The organism is Erythrobacter sp. BLCC-B19, from assembly GCF_028621955.1.
In the GTDB taxonomy this organism is placed as follows: domain Bacteria; phylum Pseudomonadota; class Alphaproteobacteria; order Sphingomonadales; family Sphingomonadaceae; genus Erythrobacter.
This window is the reverse complement of sequence record NZ_CP117516.1, coordinates 1,616,763-1,633,485: the sequence shown is the minus strand read 5'-3', so window position 1 is coordinate 1,633,485 and position 16,723 is coordinate 1,616,763. Positions and strand designations below refer to the sequence as shown.

The window sequence follows — 16,723 nt, the reverse complement described above, 5'->3', positions numbered from 1 at the left end:
GCGCGCCTGACGAAGGCGGCTGCCCGGCGTCATGCAATGATCACTTCATAATTCCCGGCATCCTGCGGATCGACGCGCACCCTGATCGCCCCCTGCGCCAGCAGCGGGGCGGGATCGTCGGGCATCGGCGCGCTGACAAAGCGCATCGCCGCGCCGGTCGCGGGCCATTGCGCGAGGCAGGCAATCCGGAACCAGCGCCCCCGGCTGTCGGATACGTTGGTATCGCGAAACACCTCGAGCAGTTGCGCGGGTAGCTCGATCCCGCGCGCGGCCAGCACCCGTGCGCGGCGGCGGGCGGCGAGCGCTTGCCCGATCGAGCGCAGCCCCAGCCACACCAGCAGCGCCCCCATACCCGCTGTCAGCCCCGGCCCCATCAATCGCGCCGTCCAGCTGTCGATCACCGCCTCTTCCGGCGCGGCAGGATCATAGCGCACCGCGACAGTCTCCCCCCTCTGATAGGAAGGGGGGTTGCTGCCGATGGTGCCGGTGAAGCGATGTTCGCGGCCGGCCGCGTCGCGGAAGGCAACCACGGGATAGTAGCTCGCCTTGCCATTGCCCGAGGCTGACCGTTCGAGATCGACCACCGCCCCCTCCGCCTCAGCCCCCGCGCCGGAGAACAGCGGATCGCGGCTCAGCATCCACCCGGCGATGAGGAGCATCACCGCCCCCACCGGCACGAAGATCACCGACAGCCAGCCGATCGAGGCGCGCGCGTCCTTCATCACACGTTCCCCCTTGCAGGTTGCTGCACGCGATTACTTGATCTCGGGGCTGACGCGGTTCTTGCTGTCCTTCACCGCCTTCTCGAAGCGCGGCTTGAACTGCTTGGTCACTTCGGCCACCACGCCTTCCTTCTTGAGATCGGGGCTGAGCTTGGAAATCTTGGCCGCCTCGCCGCCCATCACATCGGCGGTGAAGGCCACTTCGAACCGGCAGCGCTGATCGAGGCACTGCTTCTGGTAGCTGTTCTTGACCGGCGCGATCCACGTCTCGCCCGATGCGGCGAGCTTGGTGTCGATGCTTTCGACGATCGAGACCATCGCTTCATCCTCGGCCTTCGTCATGCGCGAATTCCAGCCGAAGCTCTCGATATAGATCCCTTCGCCCGGCTTGAGCACGGGCGGATCGGTCGCAATCAGCTTCTTGAAGTCGATATCCGCCGCGGTGCGGATCAGCTTGATCGCGCTGCGGCATTTGTTGTCCGCGCACTTGGCCGACCAGGTAGGCTCGAATTCGATGTTGAACCGCCTGAGATCGGATTCCCGCTTCTGCTTCTGGGCAATGTTGCCGGCTTCGGTAAACTTCCCGGCGAAGAAGGGATCAGCCCCGAGATTGCTGGGCGACGGGGTGCCCGCTTTCTTGATCTGGCCCTTCATCACCCCTTCGTAACCTGCGCGGATGAAGCGGATGTCGCCCTCGCACTGCGCATCGCGGCACTGGCCGAACCAGTAGGTCTCGAACTGGTTGACCCACTTGGCGATGCCTTGCAGCGCGATATCCTGACTGTTGGGGACCAGCGCATAATCGCGTGAGCACACCGTCCCGTCATGGCAGGCGAAGGTCACGCCGCCCGATGGCACCTTGAGCGCGAGGCTGGGGAAATAGACCGGCATATCCCAGCTCTTGCCCCACACTCCGACATCGACGAACACCCGGGCGACGATGCCCGGCTCGACCGTCAGTTCGAGATTGTAGACCGGGTCCTTGATGTCGAATTCCAGCGCCCCCGTGTTGCTATCGGCATTGACGGGCACGGTCGCGCCGCTGGTGGTGAGCTTGACCGGGGGCTTGCCGTTCTTGTCGGCGACAGTCAGCGACAATTCGTTCGAGGTCAGGATGATGTTGGCCGACGGGAAGACCTGCGCGCCGACAAAGCCGAAATTGCCCTGTCCGCCGATCAGGTCGACATCATACAGCGTGAGATTGCCGACCATCGGCTTGCCCGGAACGGGTGGGGTAAAGTTGCCGCCGTTGAATTCCTTGCCAAGGTAATCGGTGAAATCGAGCTGCTTGGAGAAGGCGATCGACAGCGAGGGATAGAGCGGCACATCGAAACCGAACCCGGCATGGGCGCCGAACTGCGCGACGAATTCCTTGGCGTCGAACAGCTTTTCCTTGGGCAACCCGGCGGCCAGATAGTGCGATTCCTGCCCGTCGAAGGTGCGGAAGGTGGGCGTGACCGAGGCGGTGGTGGTGCCGTTCGTCTCCTTCTTGAAGTTCGCCTTGCCGGTCACCTCGATCGGGAAACGCAGGCCGAGGCCGTAATTGAACCCGGCAAAGGCCTCGACGTAGTAGGTCTTGGCGCAGCCGATCAGGCAGCGGTTGATGCGCTGTTCGATCCGCAGCCGCCATTCATATTCACGCCCGAAGGTGAAACCGGCGAGGAAATACTGGGTGCCAAGGTCGAACTCCTGCGCCACCGGGCCGGGCGGGGGCGGCGGGGCGAGGCCAAGCTTGACCGCGGGCTTGAAGGCCTCGACCGTGTCGTTGATCGGGATGTAGCTGACATCCTCCATCTTGGTGTCGCCCGAATTGACGATTTCGGCGGCCAGATCGGCATCGCTCAGGGCTTCGATCCGCTTGACCTCGGCCTCGCCGATGGCGGCCACCATTTCGGCGCGCAGCTGCGGGATCTTGAGATCGGCGCGCAGCGCGGCGACATCCTTGGCGAGCATCTTGGCATCGTCATCCGCCTGCTTCTTGGCCTCGGCCAGCGCCTGCGCGCGCAGGGCCGGATCGGCGACATAGCGGGGATCGCCAGGGGTCGAGAACGCCTTGTCGCGCTGGGCGGCGGTCATCGGCGTGGCGCAGCGCACCCCGGCCTTCTCCACGGCGGCGCGGCGCGTTGCGACGGTGCAGGTGCCCGGCAGCAGCGAGTAATTGACGAAGCTGCGCACCACCAGCCCGTCCTTCACCCGCGTTGCGGCAAAGGAGGTGTTGTTGACCCGCACCGATCCCTTGAGGCTGTCGAGCGCCACAGCCCGGTTGGCGACCGATTGGGGGTTGGCCAGCACCCGGCTCATGTCCACCCGGGTGTTGCCGAGCTGGATCGGCGCGCCCGACTTCATCTGCGCCAGCGTGAAGGTCTGGGTCGGGCCGAGCTGCTTGAGCCGGTCGCTGAACCGTCCCTGGGCGATCACCGTGCGCTTGGGGGTGAAGGTGCTGCCGTTCGGCATCGCGACGGCATCGGGCACCTTGGGCGCGGCCTGGCGGGCCGAGGGCACGATCTCGTCCATCCCGCCGCGCGGCGCATCGCTCTCACGCTTGGCGAAGGGCATGATTTCGAGGCTGACAGGCACCGCGCCCGGCCCCGGTGCCTTGACGTCGGCCTTGGGCGGAGCGGCGACCGCAGGGGCAACCTTGATCGCTGGCGCGGCAGCGGGCGGCTTGGCCGAGCTCACCGTGGGCGCGGGCGCGGCGGGCTTGGGCGCAGGCGTGGTGGCAGGCTGGGCTGCGGGCGCGGTGGCGGGTTTGGGCGCGCCCAGCCTGATCGGCGCAGGGGCCGGGGTCGGCGCAGCGGCAGGAGCGGCGGCAGGCTTGGGCGTGCCGAGCCGGATCGGCGCGGGCGCAGGTGTCGGCGTGGCAGCAGGCGCAGGCGTTGCCGCTGGCTTGGGCGCACCGAGACGGATCGGCGCAGGGCGCGCCGGGGTGGCGGTCGCCGTGGGTGTCGGCGTCGGCGAAGGGGTCGGCGTCGGGGCAACACGCGGCGGACGCCCCGGAGGCGCGCTCTGCGCCCACACGGGCGAAAGGCTGCCCGAAAGGCACGTTGTGGCAGCCAGCGCGCACAGCATCACACGCACGCCCGTCGATTTCGTCATCATCGCATTCCCCTCCCGTGGATGGTCACTACAATCGGCAGGACGCGATTGCTTGTCGAAACCGGACAAGTGACTCGACAAATTTCGCTCCGCTCCCCGCCCGCCTGCTTGCCAATCCCCGCATCGCGCGGCACCATCCCTGGGTCTTATCGGGATGATTGGGGGCATGATGGCCGAACGAGACGCAAGCGTTCCGGCGCCCTCATCCGAGGCGCTGATCAAGTTGCTCTATGAGGAACTGCACGAGATCGCCCGGCGCGAGCATCGCTGGGCGGGCAGCCCCGGTACGCTCCAGCCGACCGCGCTGATCGGCGAGGCCTATCTCAAGATCCGCAATCGCGCCGACTGGCAGAGCAAGGCGCATTTCCTCGGCTGCGCGGCAACCGCGATGCGGCACGTGCTGGTCGATGCGGCGCGGGCGCGGCTGGCGAGCAAGCGGAAGGGCGAGCGGGCAAGCCTGACCGGCGCGCTCGAACATCTCGCCGCAGAGAGCCGTGACGATGAGCAGCTGGTGATGCTGGGCGAGGCGCTGGCCGATCTGGCGAAGCACGATCCCGATCTGGCGCGGCTGGTCGATTGCCGGTTCTTCGTCGGCCTGTCCGAAACCGAGACCGCCGAAGTGCTCGGCATCACCGACCGCACCGTGCGCCGCTGGTGGGTGCGCGCGCGGGCGTGGATCCACGCGCAGATGGCCGAGGGCGGGTCGCCGCCCGCCTAGGGCAGCTTGTCCACCCGCGCGCGGGTCTTGGCGACGCTCTGCACCCCGAACGCACCTGCCGGCCCCATCGCCTCGAACCCGGCCCTGGCCTTGTCGAGCGCGGCGCTGGCGGCGGGTTTGTCACGCGCGGCAAGTTCGATCACCGCGCGGGTCAGCTCCAGTTGCGGCGCGAGCGGCGGGATGGCGGCGGCGGCGGCTTCGACCTTGGCGATCTGGGCGCGGGCCGGGGCGAGATTGCCCTGTTCGGCCATGATCTGCGCCAGCACCAGATCCTGCAGCACCACCGGCACGGACGCCTCGCCCAGAAACTGCGCCAGCATCGGGCGCGCTTCGCCCGCTGCCGCTGCCGCTGCATCAGGCTTGCCCTCGGCCAGCTGCTGACGGGCATAGAGCGAAAGGTCGGAGGCGAGCGCCGGGCTTTCGCCATAAAGCCGCCGCCGCCGCTCGATCACGCGGCGCAGCACCTCGCCCGCCTGCCCGTTGCGGTCGGTGCGCATCAGCACGGCAGCGCGCAGCTGATCGAGCCCGAGCCCCTGGATCGTGTCGCCCAGCCCCGGTGTCGCCAGCAGCTTGTCCGCCCGTGCGAAGACGGCGTCGGCCTCGGCCAGACGATTGGCTTCGATCAGATAGACCAGCAGGTTGTTGTAACGCACCAGCACCTGGCTCCGGTCGCCGCCAAATGCGCGCTCGGCCCGGTCGAGATCACCGATCAGCGCAATCGCCTGATCCAGATCGCCGCTGCGCCGCGCCAGCGAGGCGCGGGTGCTGATGATCGATTCGCGCGCCGCTTCGCTCTCGGGAGTGCCGGGCGGGAGCAGCGCCTCGGCCTGGTCGAGCAGGCCGGGGGCGCGGTCCATCTCGCCGATGCTCACCTCGACATCGGCAAGGCTTGCCATCAGCCGCGCGGTCTCCAGCGGGCTGTCCTTGCCGATCCCCTTGGCAAGCGCCGCATCGATAAAGCCCTGCGCGGATTTGGCATCCTGCACGAAGATATAGAGGTCAGCGACAGCATTGGCGGTCGCCCCTGACCGGTCGCTGCCGTCGAGCGTTTCGAGCAGGCGCTTCGCCGTCTGGTCGAGGGTCTGGCGGAAGGTGAGATCGCCCGACGATCCGCCCTGCGCCAGCGCCAGCGTGAGGGTCTGGACGATCGAGTCCGCCCGCCGTGCCTCGGCCAGCGCGCGGTCGCGTTCAGCCTCGGCGATATTGGCCTGCCGGGTGGTGGCGATGATCCCGCCGGTCAGCGTCACCAGCACCGCCGCCGCCGCCGCCACCTGCCAGCGGTAGCGCCTGAGGAAGCGCTTGATCCGGTAACCGGTGGTCGCGCTGCGCGCTGCGACGGGGCGGAATTCGGCATAGGCATCCAGATCCGCCAGCAGCGCCGCCACACTGGGATAGCGCTCCGCCGGGTCCTTGCGCAGCGCCTTGAGCACGATCGCATCGAGATCGCCCGCCAGCAGGCTCGCCGGGATCGCGGCCGCGCCCCGCGCCTCGGCCCGGCTCGGCCCGCGCACTTCGTCCTCGACGATGCGGCGCACCAGCGTGGAGAGCGGGCTGCCGCTGTCGCCCCACGGCTGGGTGTCGGCGAGCAGGGTGTAGAGCACCAGCCCCAGCGCATGAATATCGGTCGCCACCGTCACCGGCCCGGCGGTCAGCTGTTCGGGCGAGGCATAGTGCAGCGTCAGCACGCCGCCGGTGATCCCCGAACGATCCGGGTCTTCCGCCAGCGAGGCCACCCCGAAATCGAGCAGCCGCGCCCGCCCCTGCCGGTCGATCAGGATGTTGGAAGGCTTGATGTCGCGGTGGACGATCAGATTGGCGTGGGCATGGCCCGCCGCCTCGCACACCTGCCGGAACACGGCGAGACGATCCGCCAGCGAAGGGTTGGTGCGCGCCACCCAGGCGCTCATCGTCTCGCCCTCGACATAGGCCATCGCCATCCACAGCCGCCCCTCGGGGGTCACACCGCCGTCGATGAAATGGGCGATATGCGGATGATCGAGCCGCGCCAGCATCCGCCGTTCGCGGGCGAACAGTTTTTCATCCACCGCCATGTCGACCCGCAGCAGCTTGAGCGCGACCTGCTGGCGGAACGAGGGATCATCGCGGGTGGCCAGATAGACCTCGCCCATCCCGCCGCGCCCCAGCAGGCGGTCGATCACGAAGCCGCCGATAGTATCGCCCGCCGCCAGTGTGGCCGAAGGCGGAGCGCTGGCCGCGGCAAGGCCGAGCGGGCCACCATCGAGAATCCCGGTCAGCTCGCCCGCCGCCAGCATCCTGCGCACCTGATCGCCCACCTCGGGCGCAAGGCCTGCCAGCGCCGCCTCGCGCGCGGACGGATCGAGCGCCACGATGCGGTCGAACGCCGCCATGATCGCATCCCAGCGACCGGAATCATTGCTGGCCATGAAAGCCCCCCTTGTGCTGCATTAGTGCTGTGGCCGCCGCATTTGCGTCAAGCCCCGGCCGCGACGTGTCCTCAGCGTCCCGTCCAATGGGCGAGCCGCCAGCGCCCGTCATCGCTGCGGTGCGTCTCGGCCCCGTCGGGCGCGAAGGCGATCTGTGCATCATCCGGCCCGGCGAGCATCAGATCCATGCCCTCGAGGTACCAGCGGTTCATCCGCGCCAAGCCCCGGTTGCGGCATTTGCGCAGACTGACGCGCCCGCCCTCGCGCGGCGCATCGAGATTGGCGGGCGGGCCGAACTGGAGCACGCAAGGCTTCTGCCCCTTGGCGGTGATCTGCCACGGCCCCTCCCACTCACCCGGCTGGCGCAGGCTGACGAAGCCGGGGATCGCGGGGACGAGGTAGAACTGCGGCGCGGCAACGCTGGGGCTGGCGGGGAGCGCGGTCTCGTCCTCCTCGAACGCCATCACCACCGCGCCTGTGGCATCGAGCAGGCGCATCCCGTCCTCGAAGGTCCAGGCCGCCGCCTTGGACGCTGCCGGGGCATGGGTCGCGCACAGGCCACCCGGCACCGCCCGCCACCCGCCGCGCGCCGGTTCCTGCCCGAGCGTGACGGTGCAGGCGAGGAGGCCATCCACCGGCACGATCTGCCATTCCCCCGCCAGCTCGGCGGCGATGGAGGGGCTTTCCTCGCTCTCCTGCGCCGCCGCGCCGACCGTCAGAGCCAGCAGCAAGGCAGCGGCACACCGCTTCACGGCGCGACGGCTCGCGCCACGGCGCTCGCCTGTTCGAGCGTCGCCTCCCGCCCGACCAGCGTTACCACCACCGAACGACGCTCATCGAAGAACACCTGCAAGGTCTTGGCCATCGGTGCCGCGCGCCACAGCGCCGCCTTGCCGAGCCCGGGCACATCCTCGGCCGGTTCCATCGTCCCATCGGCCGTGCGCGATTTTGCGATCGCCTCGGGCGTGGCATCGTCATAGGGCGCTTCGCGGGTCAGCAGCACCGCCGACGCCCCGCCTGCTCCGCCATATTCGCACATCGAGGTCGCCGCCGTGCTGTCCGTCATCGGCGCCATCGGGGTAAGCTTGGCGGTCTCGAACGCCAAGCCCGTGAGCGCCGACAGCTTGCCGACATCGAGCATCGCGCAGGCCTGAGTCGCATCCCAGCCGCTTGCCGCCGCCGGAGCGCTGCTTTCGCCTGCCTCCCCATCCGCGCCGCCGCATCCTGCGAGGCCTGCCGCAAGCGCGGCTGCCATGATCCATCGTCTCGCCATCTTTACTCCCTCCTGCGCCCCTGCCCTAGTGACCGCGTGTCATAAGGCAGGACGAAAGGCTGGTGCAAATCCGGACACGCGCACCGTGCCGGGTGCAGAAAGCCTGGCTTGGCGGCTAGGGACTGTCGCTTGCCCAGCTGGCGCGCAGGGGCGCGGGGCCAGCGCGCAGGGTGAGAGCAACGCCGCTGTCGCGCAGCACACTCGCTGCCGCCTCACCCTCCCGCGCCGGGCCGGTGAGCACCACACCGCGATCAAGCCGCAGCGCGCTCCATGCAACCAGTTCGAGCGTCGCGGCGCCCGCCTCGCTCGGCGTGTCGCCGTCAAAGGCGATGGCCGCATCGAGCGCGCTGGCAGGCGGGATCAGCGCGATCCGCCAGCCGGGCTCGGTGCCTGCGATCCGGGTTTCCAGCGCGCGATAGGTGGCAAGGCTTGCTCCCGCGAGCGGCTTGGCGCGCACCATCGCGCGGCGGCGGGTCTCGTCGAGCAGGACATCGTCCGTCCCCACGCCTGCCGCCAGCGCCAGCCGCATCCCCAGCGCCTCGGCGCGGGCCGAGGCCTCACGATCCTCGCGCGCACGGGCCGAGGACAGCTGCGCGCGTTCGGCTGCGGATTCGTTGGTGCCGACCTCATATTGCACCAGATCGAGCGCCACCGGCTCACCCAGCCTTTCGGCCAGCGCCTCGGCCACCGCCGCCTCGACCTCGGGCTTGAGAGCGGGGGTGAAGACGACGGCGTGGATGGTGACGGGGTCGGCCGCAAAGTCGATCTCCAGCGCATCAAGCTGCGAGCGCCCGTCGAACTGCGTCCGGATTTCGGAGCGCACGATGCGCTGCGCGTTGGTCTCCCACGCGATCCGCTGGAGCGAGAAGGACAGCGGCACGGCCAGCGCAAAGATGACCGCCACAACCGCAAAATTCTGCGCCTGCGACTGGCCCTTGGTGAGATTGGCGCGAAATCCGTAGAGCTTGGCCATGCCAAAGGCGGTGAGCGCGATGGTGATGAAGTTGGTCACGAACAGCAGCAGTGCGCCGGAAAACACCGTCCAGTTCCAGGTCGCAAGACCAAAGCCGACCACCGCGAGCGGTGGCATCAGCGCGGTGGCGATGGCCACGCCCACGATCGCACCTTCGCGCCCGCGGATCATCGCATAGGCGCCGGCCAGGGCCGAAAACAGCGCCACGAAAAGATCGAACAGATTGGGCCGGGTGCGCGCGGCGATCTCGGAGGTGATGGTCTGGATCGGCGAGACGAACACCAGCGCGGCGCACAGCAGCACCGCCATGACGCTGCCCAGCGCAAGGGTGCGTGCCGATTGCTTGAGCCACTCCCAGTCGCCAATCGCCAGGGCAAAGCCCAGCGCCATGATCGGGCCCATCAGCGGCGAGAGCAGCATGGCCCCGATCACCACGGCAGGCGATGACAGCAGCAGGCCAAGGATCGCGATCCCGCCGCTCATCGCGGTCATGAACAGGTAGTGCTCGGACAGCTTGCCGTCCTCGCGCCGCCGTTCGGTCACTTCGGCCTGATCGACCTGACCAATGACGTGAACCGTCCACCATTCGCGGGTCGCAGCGATGATGCCACTGAGGCCGACGTGAGGACTGGCCGCAGCCGCGGGCTTGGCGGGCGCGCTGTCACCTGCGCCCTCGGCGGCCATTGCGGCTTCGGGAGAGGCGTTCGTCGTCGGTTCGTTGCTCATGCATCGCCTTGTGGTTGCAGGGTCATTCTTGCCGGGATAGCCCGCGCCCGGCTGCAATGCCAACCCATCTGCGCCCCATGTCGCAGCGATGGACGCGCAGGCCCATTCGCGGCTACGATGCGCGCGCCCGCTTGAAAGGCGTGTTTTAGATCACTAATACAGTCGGGATTGTCCCGGCGCAGACACGCGGGATGTGAGGGAGCAGACACAAGCCATGAGCACCGAGACCCAGACGGCCACCGCGACCCCGTTTTCGCTGACCCCGCCCGATCCGGTGCCGGTGGTCGCAGCCGAGCAGGCCGCAGGGCTGGTGCCGGTCACCACCGAACAGAAGTCCAAGCTCGACACCAAGGTCGATGCCTTCGTCAACGAGCTGGTCAGCGTCGATGCCAATTCGCCCCAGTTCGGCGAGAAGGTCGACCAGATCACCCGCATGGGGCAGGAACAGATCCGCGCGGCCGCGGCAATGTCGAACCGCTTCCTCGACCGTCCGGTGCGCGCGATGGATGCCGATGGCTCTGTCGGCAAGGATCTCGCCGAACTGCGCCGCACCGTCGAGGATCTCGATCCGGGCCGGCAAGGCAAGCTTTCGGGGCCGCGCAAGATCCTCGGGATCATCCCCTTCGGGAACAAGATCAAGAACTACTTCGACAGCTATTCCAGTGCCCAGACCCACATCGCGGCGATCCTCCAGCGGCTCGAAAGCGGCAAGAAGGAACTGCACCTCGATAACGCCGCGATCGATACCGAGCGGCAGAAGCTGTGGGCCGCGATGGGCGAGCTCGAGCAGATGATCCACATCGCCAAGACGCTGGACGAACGGCTGGAGGCCAAGGCGCTGGAACTCGACAGCGTTGACCCCGCCAAGGCCAAGGCGCTGCGCGAATCCGCGCTGTTCTATGTCCGCCAGCGCACGCAGGACCTGCTGACCCAGATGGCGGTGAGCGTGCAGGGCTATCTCGCGCTCGATCTGGTCAAGAAGAACAATGTCGAGCTGGTGAAGGGCGTCGACCGTGCCAGCACCACCACCGTGGGCGCGCTGCGCACCGCGGTGACGGTGGCGCAGGCGATGACCAACCAGCGCCTCGTGCTCGGCCAGATCACGGCCTTGAACAAGACCACCAGCGACATCATCGATTCCACCAGCACGCTGCTGCGCGAACAGACCGCGCAGATCCACGAACAGGCGGCGTCCTCCACCATCCCGCTGGAAACGCTGCAACGCGCCTTCCAGAACATCTACGACACGATGGACGAGGTCGACAATTTCAAGGTGCGCGCGCTCGACTCCATGAAGCAGACCGTCACCGTGCTGACCGCCGAGGTCGAAAAGTCCAAGGGCTATATCGCCCGTGCCGAGGGCCAGGCGCAGGCGCAGGCCAAGGTCGCCTCGCAGACGCCTTCCTTGCTGGCGCTGGATAAATAATGCCCGACACGACCCGCGATTCCGACCGCATCCTGCGCGAGGCGAAGACCAGCCTCGCAGTGCAGCGCGATGGCGGGACGCACCGGCCCGGGCCGCGAAGCATCGGCAAGGGTTCGGCCGAGGTGAAGATGAAGGCGCTGCTCAAGCGCGTGCGCAACATCGCGCTTGCGGTGGTGGCGATCTGGATCGGTGCCGGGATTTTCAGCGCGGTTATCGGCCCGCTGCTGTTCTGGGGCTTCATGGCGACGCTGCTCGCCACCGTGGTCGCGGTCGGGGTTCTGGGTCTTTACCCGAAGGTCAAGACACCCCGCCGCGAGGAGCTGAAGCTCGGCAACCCGGCGCAGATGGTCGCCCGCACCGAACTGTGGCTCGAAGCGCAGCGCCCTGCCTTGCCCCCGCCCGCCCAGACACTGGTCGATCAGCTGGGTGTGCAATTGGATGCGCTCGGGCTGCAATTGAAAGGCCTTGGCGACAACGAGCCGGCGATGGCCGAAGTGCGCGAGCTGGTGGGCGAGTATATCCCCGAGACGATCGACAATTATCGCAAGATCCCCGTGCATCTGCGCGCCGAGGAATATGCCGGAAAGACCGCCGACCAGCGCCTCACCGAAAGCCTCACCAAGCTTTCGGGCGAGGTTGACCGGGTGACCCGGCGGCTGGCCGAGGGCGCATTGGATGATCTGGCGATCAAGAGCCGCTATCTCGAATACCGCTATGGCGGGGCCGAAGCGCTCGAGGATATGCGCGAAATGCCCGACACCGGGGTGCCCCTGCCCGATTTCTCGGCGATCCCCAGCAAGCAGTCCAAATAGCAGGAGCGCTGAACCATGCGCGTGACCCTTCCCCATTCGCTCGGCAAGGACGAGGTTCGCCGCCGGATGCACAAGCACGCCGACGAGATCGGCAGTTTCTTTCCCGCCGGGCTTGCCAAGGTCACCACCGGCTGGCCGAGCGAAGACCGCATGAGCATCATGGCTGAGGTGATGGGCCAGTCGATCCCCGGCGGGGTCGAAGTGCGCGACAATGAAGTGGTGATCGAGATGGATCTGCCGCTGCTGCTCTCGGTGATGAAAGGCCCGCTGGAGGCTGCGGTGAAGAAAGAGGCCGGTCGCCTGCTCGCGCCCTGATTGCGCGCCCGCTTGCAATTGCCAATCACCGCCGCTTGTGTCATAAATAATTGACACAATTTTTTGCCTAATTTGCCTTACAGTCGGGATCGTCGGGCAAATCGGACACGGGGCCGATTCGGGCGGGAAGGACGGGCACTATGGCGTCGGCCAGCAAGCGGTCTCAGCCGGGCGAAAGCCTGCGCACCCATCTGCGCGCCGCCACCATGGCCGCGCATGATCTGCTCGATCACGCAATGCAGGCTGCAAGCGGCTGGCAGACCCGCAGCGATTACGCCCGCTTCCTCGCGCTTCAGCACGCCGCGCGCGCGCCGCTGGAGGCGTGGCTTGCGGCCCATGCGCCGCCAGCGCTCTGCCCGCCTGTGCAGACATCGTTGATCGCGATTGATCTTGCCCGGCTCGGCGTTTCCGCCCCTGCGCCCGCACCCTTGTTCACATTGGGCCGCACCGGCCCCGGATCAGCGCTCGGCACCGCGTGGGTGCTCGCCGGATCGGCGCTCGGAAACAAGGCGATTGCCAAGCAGGTCGCCCGCATCGGAGGCGGGACATGGCCGGTCGCCTTCCTCGGCGACGATGCGATGATGGCCTTCTGGCAAGGCCTGCGCGCCCGGATCGAAGCCCCCGCTGACCCAGCCGAGGCCGAAGGCGCAACCCATGCGGCCGAGGCCGTGTTCGCGCACTTCCTTGCGGTCGCATTGCAGGACGACGCGTCTGGCCGCGCCGCTGAAAGCGTTCCGGCATGAACCTTCACCAGCGCAGCGACACGCTGACCGAATGCGACCGCGAGGCGATCCACCATATCGCGGCGGTGCAGGGTTTTGGCGGCCTCTTGGCGGTTGATGCGCAAGGGCTGTTGGCTCATGCCTCGGCCAATGCAGCCGATCTGCTGGGGCTGGCCGAACATCCTGAGCCCGGCACGCCGCTCGCCGCAGTGATCGCGCCCGCAGCCTGCACAGCGCTTGAAGCGGCGCTGGCCAGCCTTGCCGGAATCGACACGCCGGAACGCCGCTTCGGGCTCGATCTGACCGGCACCGGGGCATTGTTCGACTGCGCCGTGCACCGCGCCTGCGGTCTGGCGATCATCGAGTTCGAGCCCCACGCCCGCAATGATTTTGCCGACCATGTCAGCATGATCGTGCCGGTGATCGCCCAGCTCGAACAGGCCAGCAGCCTCGCCGCATTGTGCGACACCGCCGCCCGATTGGTGCGGCAGATGACCGGCTATGACAGGGTGATGATCTACCGCTTTCACCCCGACGAAAGCGGCGAGGTGATCGCCGAGGACCGGGACGAGGCGCTCGAACCCTTCATCGGCCTGCGCTATCCGGCCGCCGACATCCCGCAGCAAGCGCGCGAGCTGTTCCGCCGCAACCGGTTCCGCATCATCGCCGACATGGATGCCGACGCCGTGCCGATCGTCCCTGCGACGGGGCCGGAGGGCGACCCGCTCGACCTGTCGATGTCGATGCTGCGCGCCCATTCGAAGATGCACCTGGCCTATATGCGCAACATGGGCGTGGGCGCGTCCCTGGCGATAGCGATTGTGCGCCACGACCGGCTGTGGGGCATGATCAGCTGCCATCACCGCACGCCGCGCCTGCCGCCCTATTCGCTGCGCACCGTGGCCGAACTGCTGAGCCAGACCTTCTCGCTGATGCTTGACCGGCTGCTGGTCGCCCAGGCCGACGCCTTGCGCGAACGGGCGCGGCAGCTGAACGACCGGTTGCTGCTGCGCCTTGCGGGCGGGGTGAGCCTGGCTGACAGCCTGCCGATGATCGAACAGCTGCTGCGCGGCACGATCCAGCACGACGGCATCTCGCTGTTTGCCGACGGGGAGTATCGCGCGAGTGGTGAGGCTCCCGAGGAAGCCGAGTTCCGCAGCCTCGCCCCGCTTCTCGCCAGTACGTTGGGCGGGGCGACCCATGCCTCGACCCGGCTCGCCGATCAGGTGCCCGAGGCCGCCGGCTTTGCGCACAAGGTGGCAGGCGCGCTGGTGCTTCCGCTGTCGCGCGGCACGCGCGATTCGCTGGTGCTGTGGCGCCGTCCGCTCGAACGGGTGGTGACCTGGGCCGGCGATCCGACCAAAGCCGTCGCCGCGCCAGGAGAATTGCTCCAGCCGCGCGCCAGCTTTGCCGCCTGGTCCGAAACCGTGCGCGGCCATTCGGCCGACTGGACGGCGGAAGAATGCGAAATCGCCGCCCGGCTGCGCCGCACGCTGATCGAGGTGATCCTGCGCATGAGCGAGGATCTCACGCGGGAGCGCGCGCGGGCCGCGCAGCAGCAGGATTTGCTCATCGCAGAACTCAATCACCGGGTGCGCAACATCCTCGGCCTGATCCGCGCCTTGGTGTCGCAATCGCAGGCTGAGGCGCTGAGCGTGCCCGGCTTTGCCGCGATCGTCGGCGGGCGCATCGCCGCGCTTGCCGCCGCGCATGACAATATCACGGCAAGGAACTGGGGGCCGGCCAGCCTCACCCGCCTGATCGAAGGAGAGCTTGCGCCCTATTGCGGGGAGAGCCGCGCGCGGCTCCGGCTGACGGGCGATGATGTTCTGGTGACGCCAGAGGCCTACACGATCCTTGCGCTGGTGGTGCATGAACTGGCGACCAATTCGGCCAAGTATGGCAGCCTGTCTGCATCGGCGGGAACGGTCGATATCACGCTGGCACGCACCGCCTTTGGCGATCTGGCGCTGCGCTGGCGCGAAAGCGGCGGCCCGCCCGTGACCGCGCCGACCCGGCATGGCTTCGGTTCGACGATCATCACCCGCTCGATCCCCCATGACCTCCAGGGCGAGGCTGATGTGCGCTACAAGCTGAGCGGGGTCGAAGCCGATTTCCTCATCCCCTCGCGCCATCTCGCCCCCGCCGACGGCGAGCGGATCCGCCGCGTCGCAGTGCCGCGCAACGAGGCGCACAGGGAACCAGCACCGCTTGCCGCGATGCAGCCGGCGCGGGTGCTGGTGGTGGAAGACAGCATCATCATCGCGCTCGACACCGAGGAAAACCTCAAGCGTTTGGGGGTGGGCGATGTGCGGCTGGAAAGCTCGGTCACCGGCGCGCTGGCAGCGATTGCCGAGGCCCGCCCCGATTTCGCGATCATCGACTTCAACCTCGGCGGCGAGAGTTCCGAGCCGATTGCCGAGGCCTTGCGCGCGGCCGGCGTGCGCTTTGTGCTGGCAACCGGCTATGCCGAGGGCGCGGGCGGGTTCGAACGGATGGGCGCGGCGGCGGTGCTGCGCAAGCCCTATGGGATGACCGAGATCGAACGGCTCCTGATCGAAAGCTGACGGCCCCCGCCGGCGCGCTTCAGAACCATTGCTGGCGCCAGTAGAACGGCGCTGCGACCGGGTTGCCATTGGCATCGGTTGCCGGGCGGAAGCCGAGGCGGTTTTCGACCAGCTGGCAGGTGATCCGATCTGCCTCAGGGTCGGGGCTGGCGCGGTAGATGGTGCAACCGCGCGCGCGGCCATCGGTGCCGACGATCACGCGCACCACCACCTGCGTGCCGCGCCGCGCCTCGCGCCCGCCGGGCGGCACGGGGAAGTCGCGCGCATTGTCGATCCGGCCCGAGATGTGCACCGGCTTGGTCACGGCCACCCCTCCGCGCCCATTGCCGCTGTTGCCGCTGCCGGTGCCATCGCCGCGCCCCGCAGCGCCCGTGCCGTCGCCCGCCTGCGCCGCGCCCGACTGGTTGGCGGTGCCGGTCGATGCCGCGCGCGGGAGCGGCTTGTCGGGTTTTGTGCGCACCTTGGGCGGGGGGCTGGTGACCTCTTGCGCGGTCGCATCGCGCCCCGGATCGCCTTGCGCCCCTTCATCCGGTTCGGACTGGTTCTCGGGCGGCGGAGGCTGCTCGGGCGGGGCGGTCACTGTCACGGTGAAAGCAGCCACCACCTCGCGCTCGACCACGGCGGTGAAATCGGGCGCAAAGGCGCGCGCAAGGCCATAGAGCGCGGCCAGATGGAGCAGCACCAGCACACTCACCAGCTTCCAGCTGAGCTTGCGCCGCTGTGTCGTGTAGCCCGGTTCGGGTGTCATGGCCGCTCGCCCCCTCTGGCAGGATCGCTCCGATACGGATGCGGTTGTCCCCGCAACTTGCGCGATGCCTCTATAGCAGAGCACCGGCAATTGGCGATGGAGCGCAGCGATCGAGCGCGCACTGGATCACAACCGGCCCGGCGCAGATGAAACGCCGGATGCCGAAGCGGACTGCGCCCCCATCGGCTCGGCCCCCATCAACGCGGCCCCCATCAACGCG

General features: G+C 68.1%; 13 protein-coding genes. 6 read left to right on the top strand and 7 right to left on the bottom strand.

The window, feature by feature from the left end; translation table 11 throughout:
- Window positions 1-29: 29 nt before the first annotated feature.
- On the bottom strand, window positions 30-722 hold the full coding sequence (locus PS060_RS07615) for a DUF3592 domain-containing protein (RefSeq protein WP_273986611.1): 693 nt from the start codon (window positions 720-722) through the stop codon (window positions 30-32).
- A gap of 33 nt (window positions 723-755) precedes the next feature.
- Entirely contained in the window at window positions 756-3,821 is a 3,066-nt protein-coding gene (locus tag PS060_RS07610; protein ID WP_273986610.1) for a hypothetical protein, read from the bottom strand.
- Window positions 3,822-3,984: 163 nt separating this feature from the next.
- On the opposite strand from PS060_RS07610, the gene PS060_RS07605 reads away from it, so the two are divergent.
- Window positions 3,985-4,536, top strand: a complete 552-nt coding sequence (locus PS060_RS07605; protein ID WP_273986609.1) for an ECF-type sigma factor — start codon at window positions 3,985-3,987, stop codon at window positions 4,534-4,536.
- Here PS060_RS07605 and PS060_RS07600 read toward each other — a convergent pair.
- The 4 genes from PS060_RS07600 to PS060_RS07585 form a co-directional block, all read right to left on the bottom strand.
- Complete coding sequence (locus PS060_RS07600; RefSeq protein WP_273986608.1) at window positions 4,533-6,941, bottom strand: serine/threonine-protein kinase; 2,409 nt, start codon at window positions 6,939-6,941, stop codon at window positions 4,533-4,535. The genes PS060_RS07605 and PS060_RS07600 overlap by 4 nt on opposite strands.
- A gap of 71 nt (window positions 6,942-7,012) precedes the next feature.
- Window positions 7,013-7,693: an AprI/Inh family metalloprotease inhibitor gene (locus PS060_RS07595; RefSeq protein WP_273986606.1), complete on the bottom strand. Its 681-nt coding sequence runs from the start codon at window positions 7,691-7,693 to the stop codon at window positions 7,013-7,015.
- Window positions 7,690-8,214 (bottom strand): hypothetical protein, encoded by a 525-nt coding sequence (locus tag PS060_RS07590; protein ID WP_273986605.1) that lies wholly within the window; start codon window positions 8,212-8,214, stop codon window positions 7,690-7,692. The genes PS060_RS07595 and PS060_RS07590 overlap by 4 nt, the downstream gene beginning before the upstream one ends.
- 115 nt (window positions 8,215-8,329) lie before the next feature.
- Complete coding sequence (locus PS060_RS07585; RefSeq protein WP_273986604.1) at window positions 8,330-9,913, bottom strand: TIGR00341 family protein; 1,584 nt, start codon at window positions 9,911-9,913, stop codon at window positions 8,330-8,332.
- Between the two features lie 214 nt (window positions 9,914-10,127).
- On the opposite strand from PS060_RS07585, the gene PS060_RS07580 reads away from it, so the two are divergent.
- The 5 genes from PS060_RS07580 (at window position 10,128) to PS060_RS07560 (ending at window position 15,755) form a co-directional block, all read left to right on the top strand.
- Window positions 10,128-11,339, top strand: coding sequence for a toxic anion resistance protein (locus PS060_RS07580; RefSeq protein ID WP_273986603.1), 1,212 nt, complete (start codon window positions 10,128-10,130; stop codon window positions 11,337-11,339).
- On the top strand, window positions 11,339-12,151 hold the full coding sequence (locus tag PS060_RS07575; protein ID WP_273986602.1) for a hypothetical protein: 813 nt from the start codon (window positions 11,339-11,341) through the stop codon (window positions 12,149-12,151). The genes PS060_RS07580 and PS060_RS07575 overlap by 1 nt, the downstream gene beginning before the upstream one ends.
- Before the next feature lie 15 nt (window positions 12,152-12,166).
- Complete coding sequence (locus PS060_RS07570; RefSeq protein ID WP_273986601.1) at window positions 12,167-12,466, top strand: polyhydroxyalkanoic acid system family protein; 300 nt, start codon at window positions 12,167-12,169, stop codon at window positions 12,464-12,466.
- Between the two features lie 140 nt (window positions 12,467-12,606).
- Window positions 12,607-13,209, top strand: coding sequence for a biliverdin-producing heme oxygenase (locus tag PS060_RS07565; RefSeq protein ID WP_273986599.1), 603 nt, complete (start codon window positions 12,607-12,609; stop codon window positions 13,207-13,209).
- Window positions 13,206-15,755 carry an HWE histidine kinase domain-containing protein gene (locus tag PS060_RS07560; RefSeq protein ID WP_273986597.1) on the top strand — a complete coding sequence of 850 codons (2,550 nt, stop codon included), beginning with the start codon at window positions 13,206-13,208 and terminating at the stop codon, window positions 15,753-15,755. The genes PS060_RS07565 and PS060_RS07560 overlap by 4 nt, the downstream gene beginning before the upstream one ends.
- Window positions 15,756-15,774: 19 nt before the next feature.
- Here the strand turns inward: PS060_RS07560 and PS060_RS07555 are convergent, their stop codons facing one another.
- Window positions 15,775-16,503 (bottom strand): energy transducer TonB, encoded by a 729-nt coding sequence (locus PS060_RS07555; protein ID WP_273986595.1) that lies wholly within the window; start codon window positions 16,501-16,503, stop codon window positions 15,775-15,777.
- Between the last annotated feature and the right edge of the window lie 220 nt (window positions 16,504-16,723).

Bases quoted from the DNA above. Each gene is read 5' to 3' on its own strand.
- PS060_RS07615 (WP_273986611.1), bottom strand. From the start codon at position 722: ATGAAGGACGCGCGCGCCTCGATCGGCTGGCTGTCGGTGATCTTCGTG.
- PS060_RS07610 (WP_273986610.1), bottom strand. From the start codon at position 3,821: ATGATGACGAAATCGACGGGCGTGCGTGTGATGCTGTGCGCGCTGGCT.
- PS060_RS07605 (WP_273986609.1), top strand. From the start codon at position 3,985: ATGATGGCCGAACGAGACGCAAGCGTTCCGGCGCCCTCATCCGAGGCG.
- PS060_RS07600 (WP_273986608.1), bottom strand. From the start codon at position 6,941: ATGGCCAGCAATGATTCCGGTCGCTGGGATGCGATCATGGCGGCGTTC.
- PS060_RS07590 (WP_273986605.1), bottom strand. From the start codon at position 8,214: ATGGCGAGACGATGGATCATGGCAGCCGCGCTTGCGGCAGGCCTCGCA.
- PS060_RS07585 (WP_273986604.1), bottom strand. From the start codon at position 9,913: ATGAGCAACGAACCGACGACGAACGCCTCTCCCGAAGCCGCAATGGCC.
- PS060_RS07580 (WP_273986603.1), top strand. From the start codon at position 10,128: ATGAGCACCGAGACCCAGACGGCCACCGCGACCCCGTTTTCGCTGACC.
- PS060_RS07575 (WP_273986602.1), top strand. From the start codon at position 11,339: ATGCCCGACACGACCCGCGATTCCGACCGCATCCTGCGCGAGGCGAAG.
- PS060_RS07570 (WP_273986601.1), top strand. From the start codon at position 12,167: ATGCGCGTGACCCTTCCCCATTCGCTCGGCAAGGACGAGGTTCGCCGC.
- PS060_RS07565 (WP_273986599.1), top strand. From the start codon at position 12,607: ATGGCGTCGGCCAGCAAGCGGTCTCAGCCGGGCGAAAGCCTGCGCACC.
- PS060_RS07560 (WP_273986597.1), top strand. From the start codon at position 13,206: ATGAACCTTCACCAGCGCAGCGACACGCTGACCGAATGCGACCGCGAG.
- PS060_RS07555 (WP_273986595.1), bottom strand. From the start codon at position 16,503: ATGACACCCGAACCGGGCTACACGACACAGCGGCGCAAGCTCAGCTGG.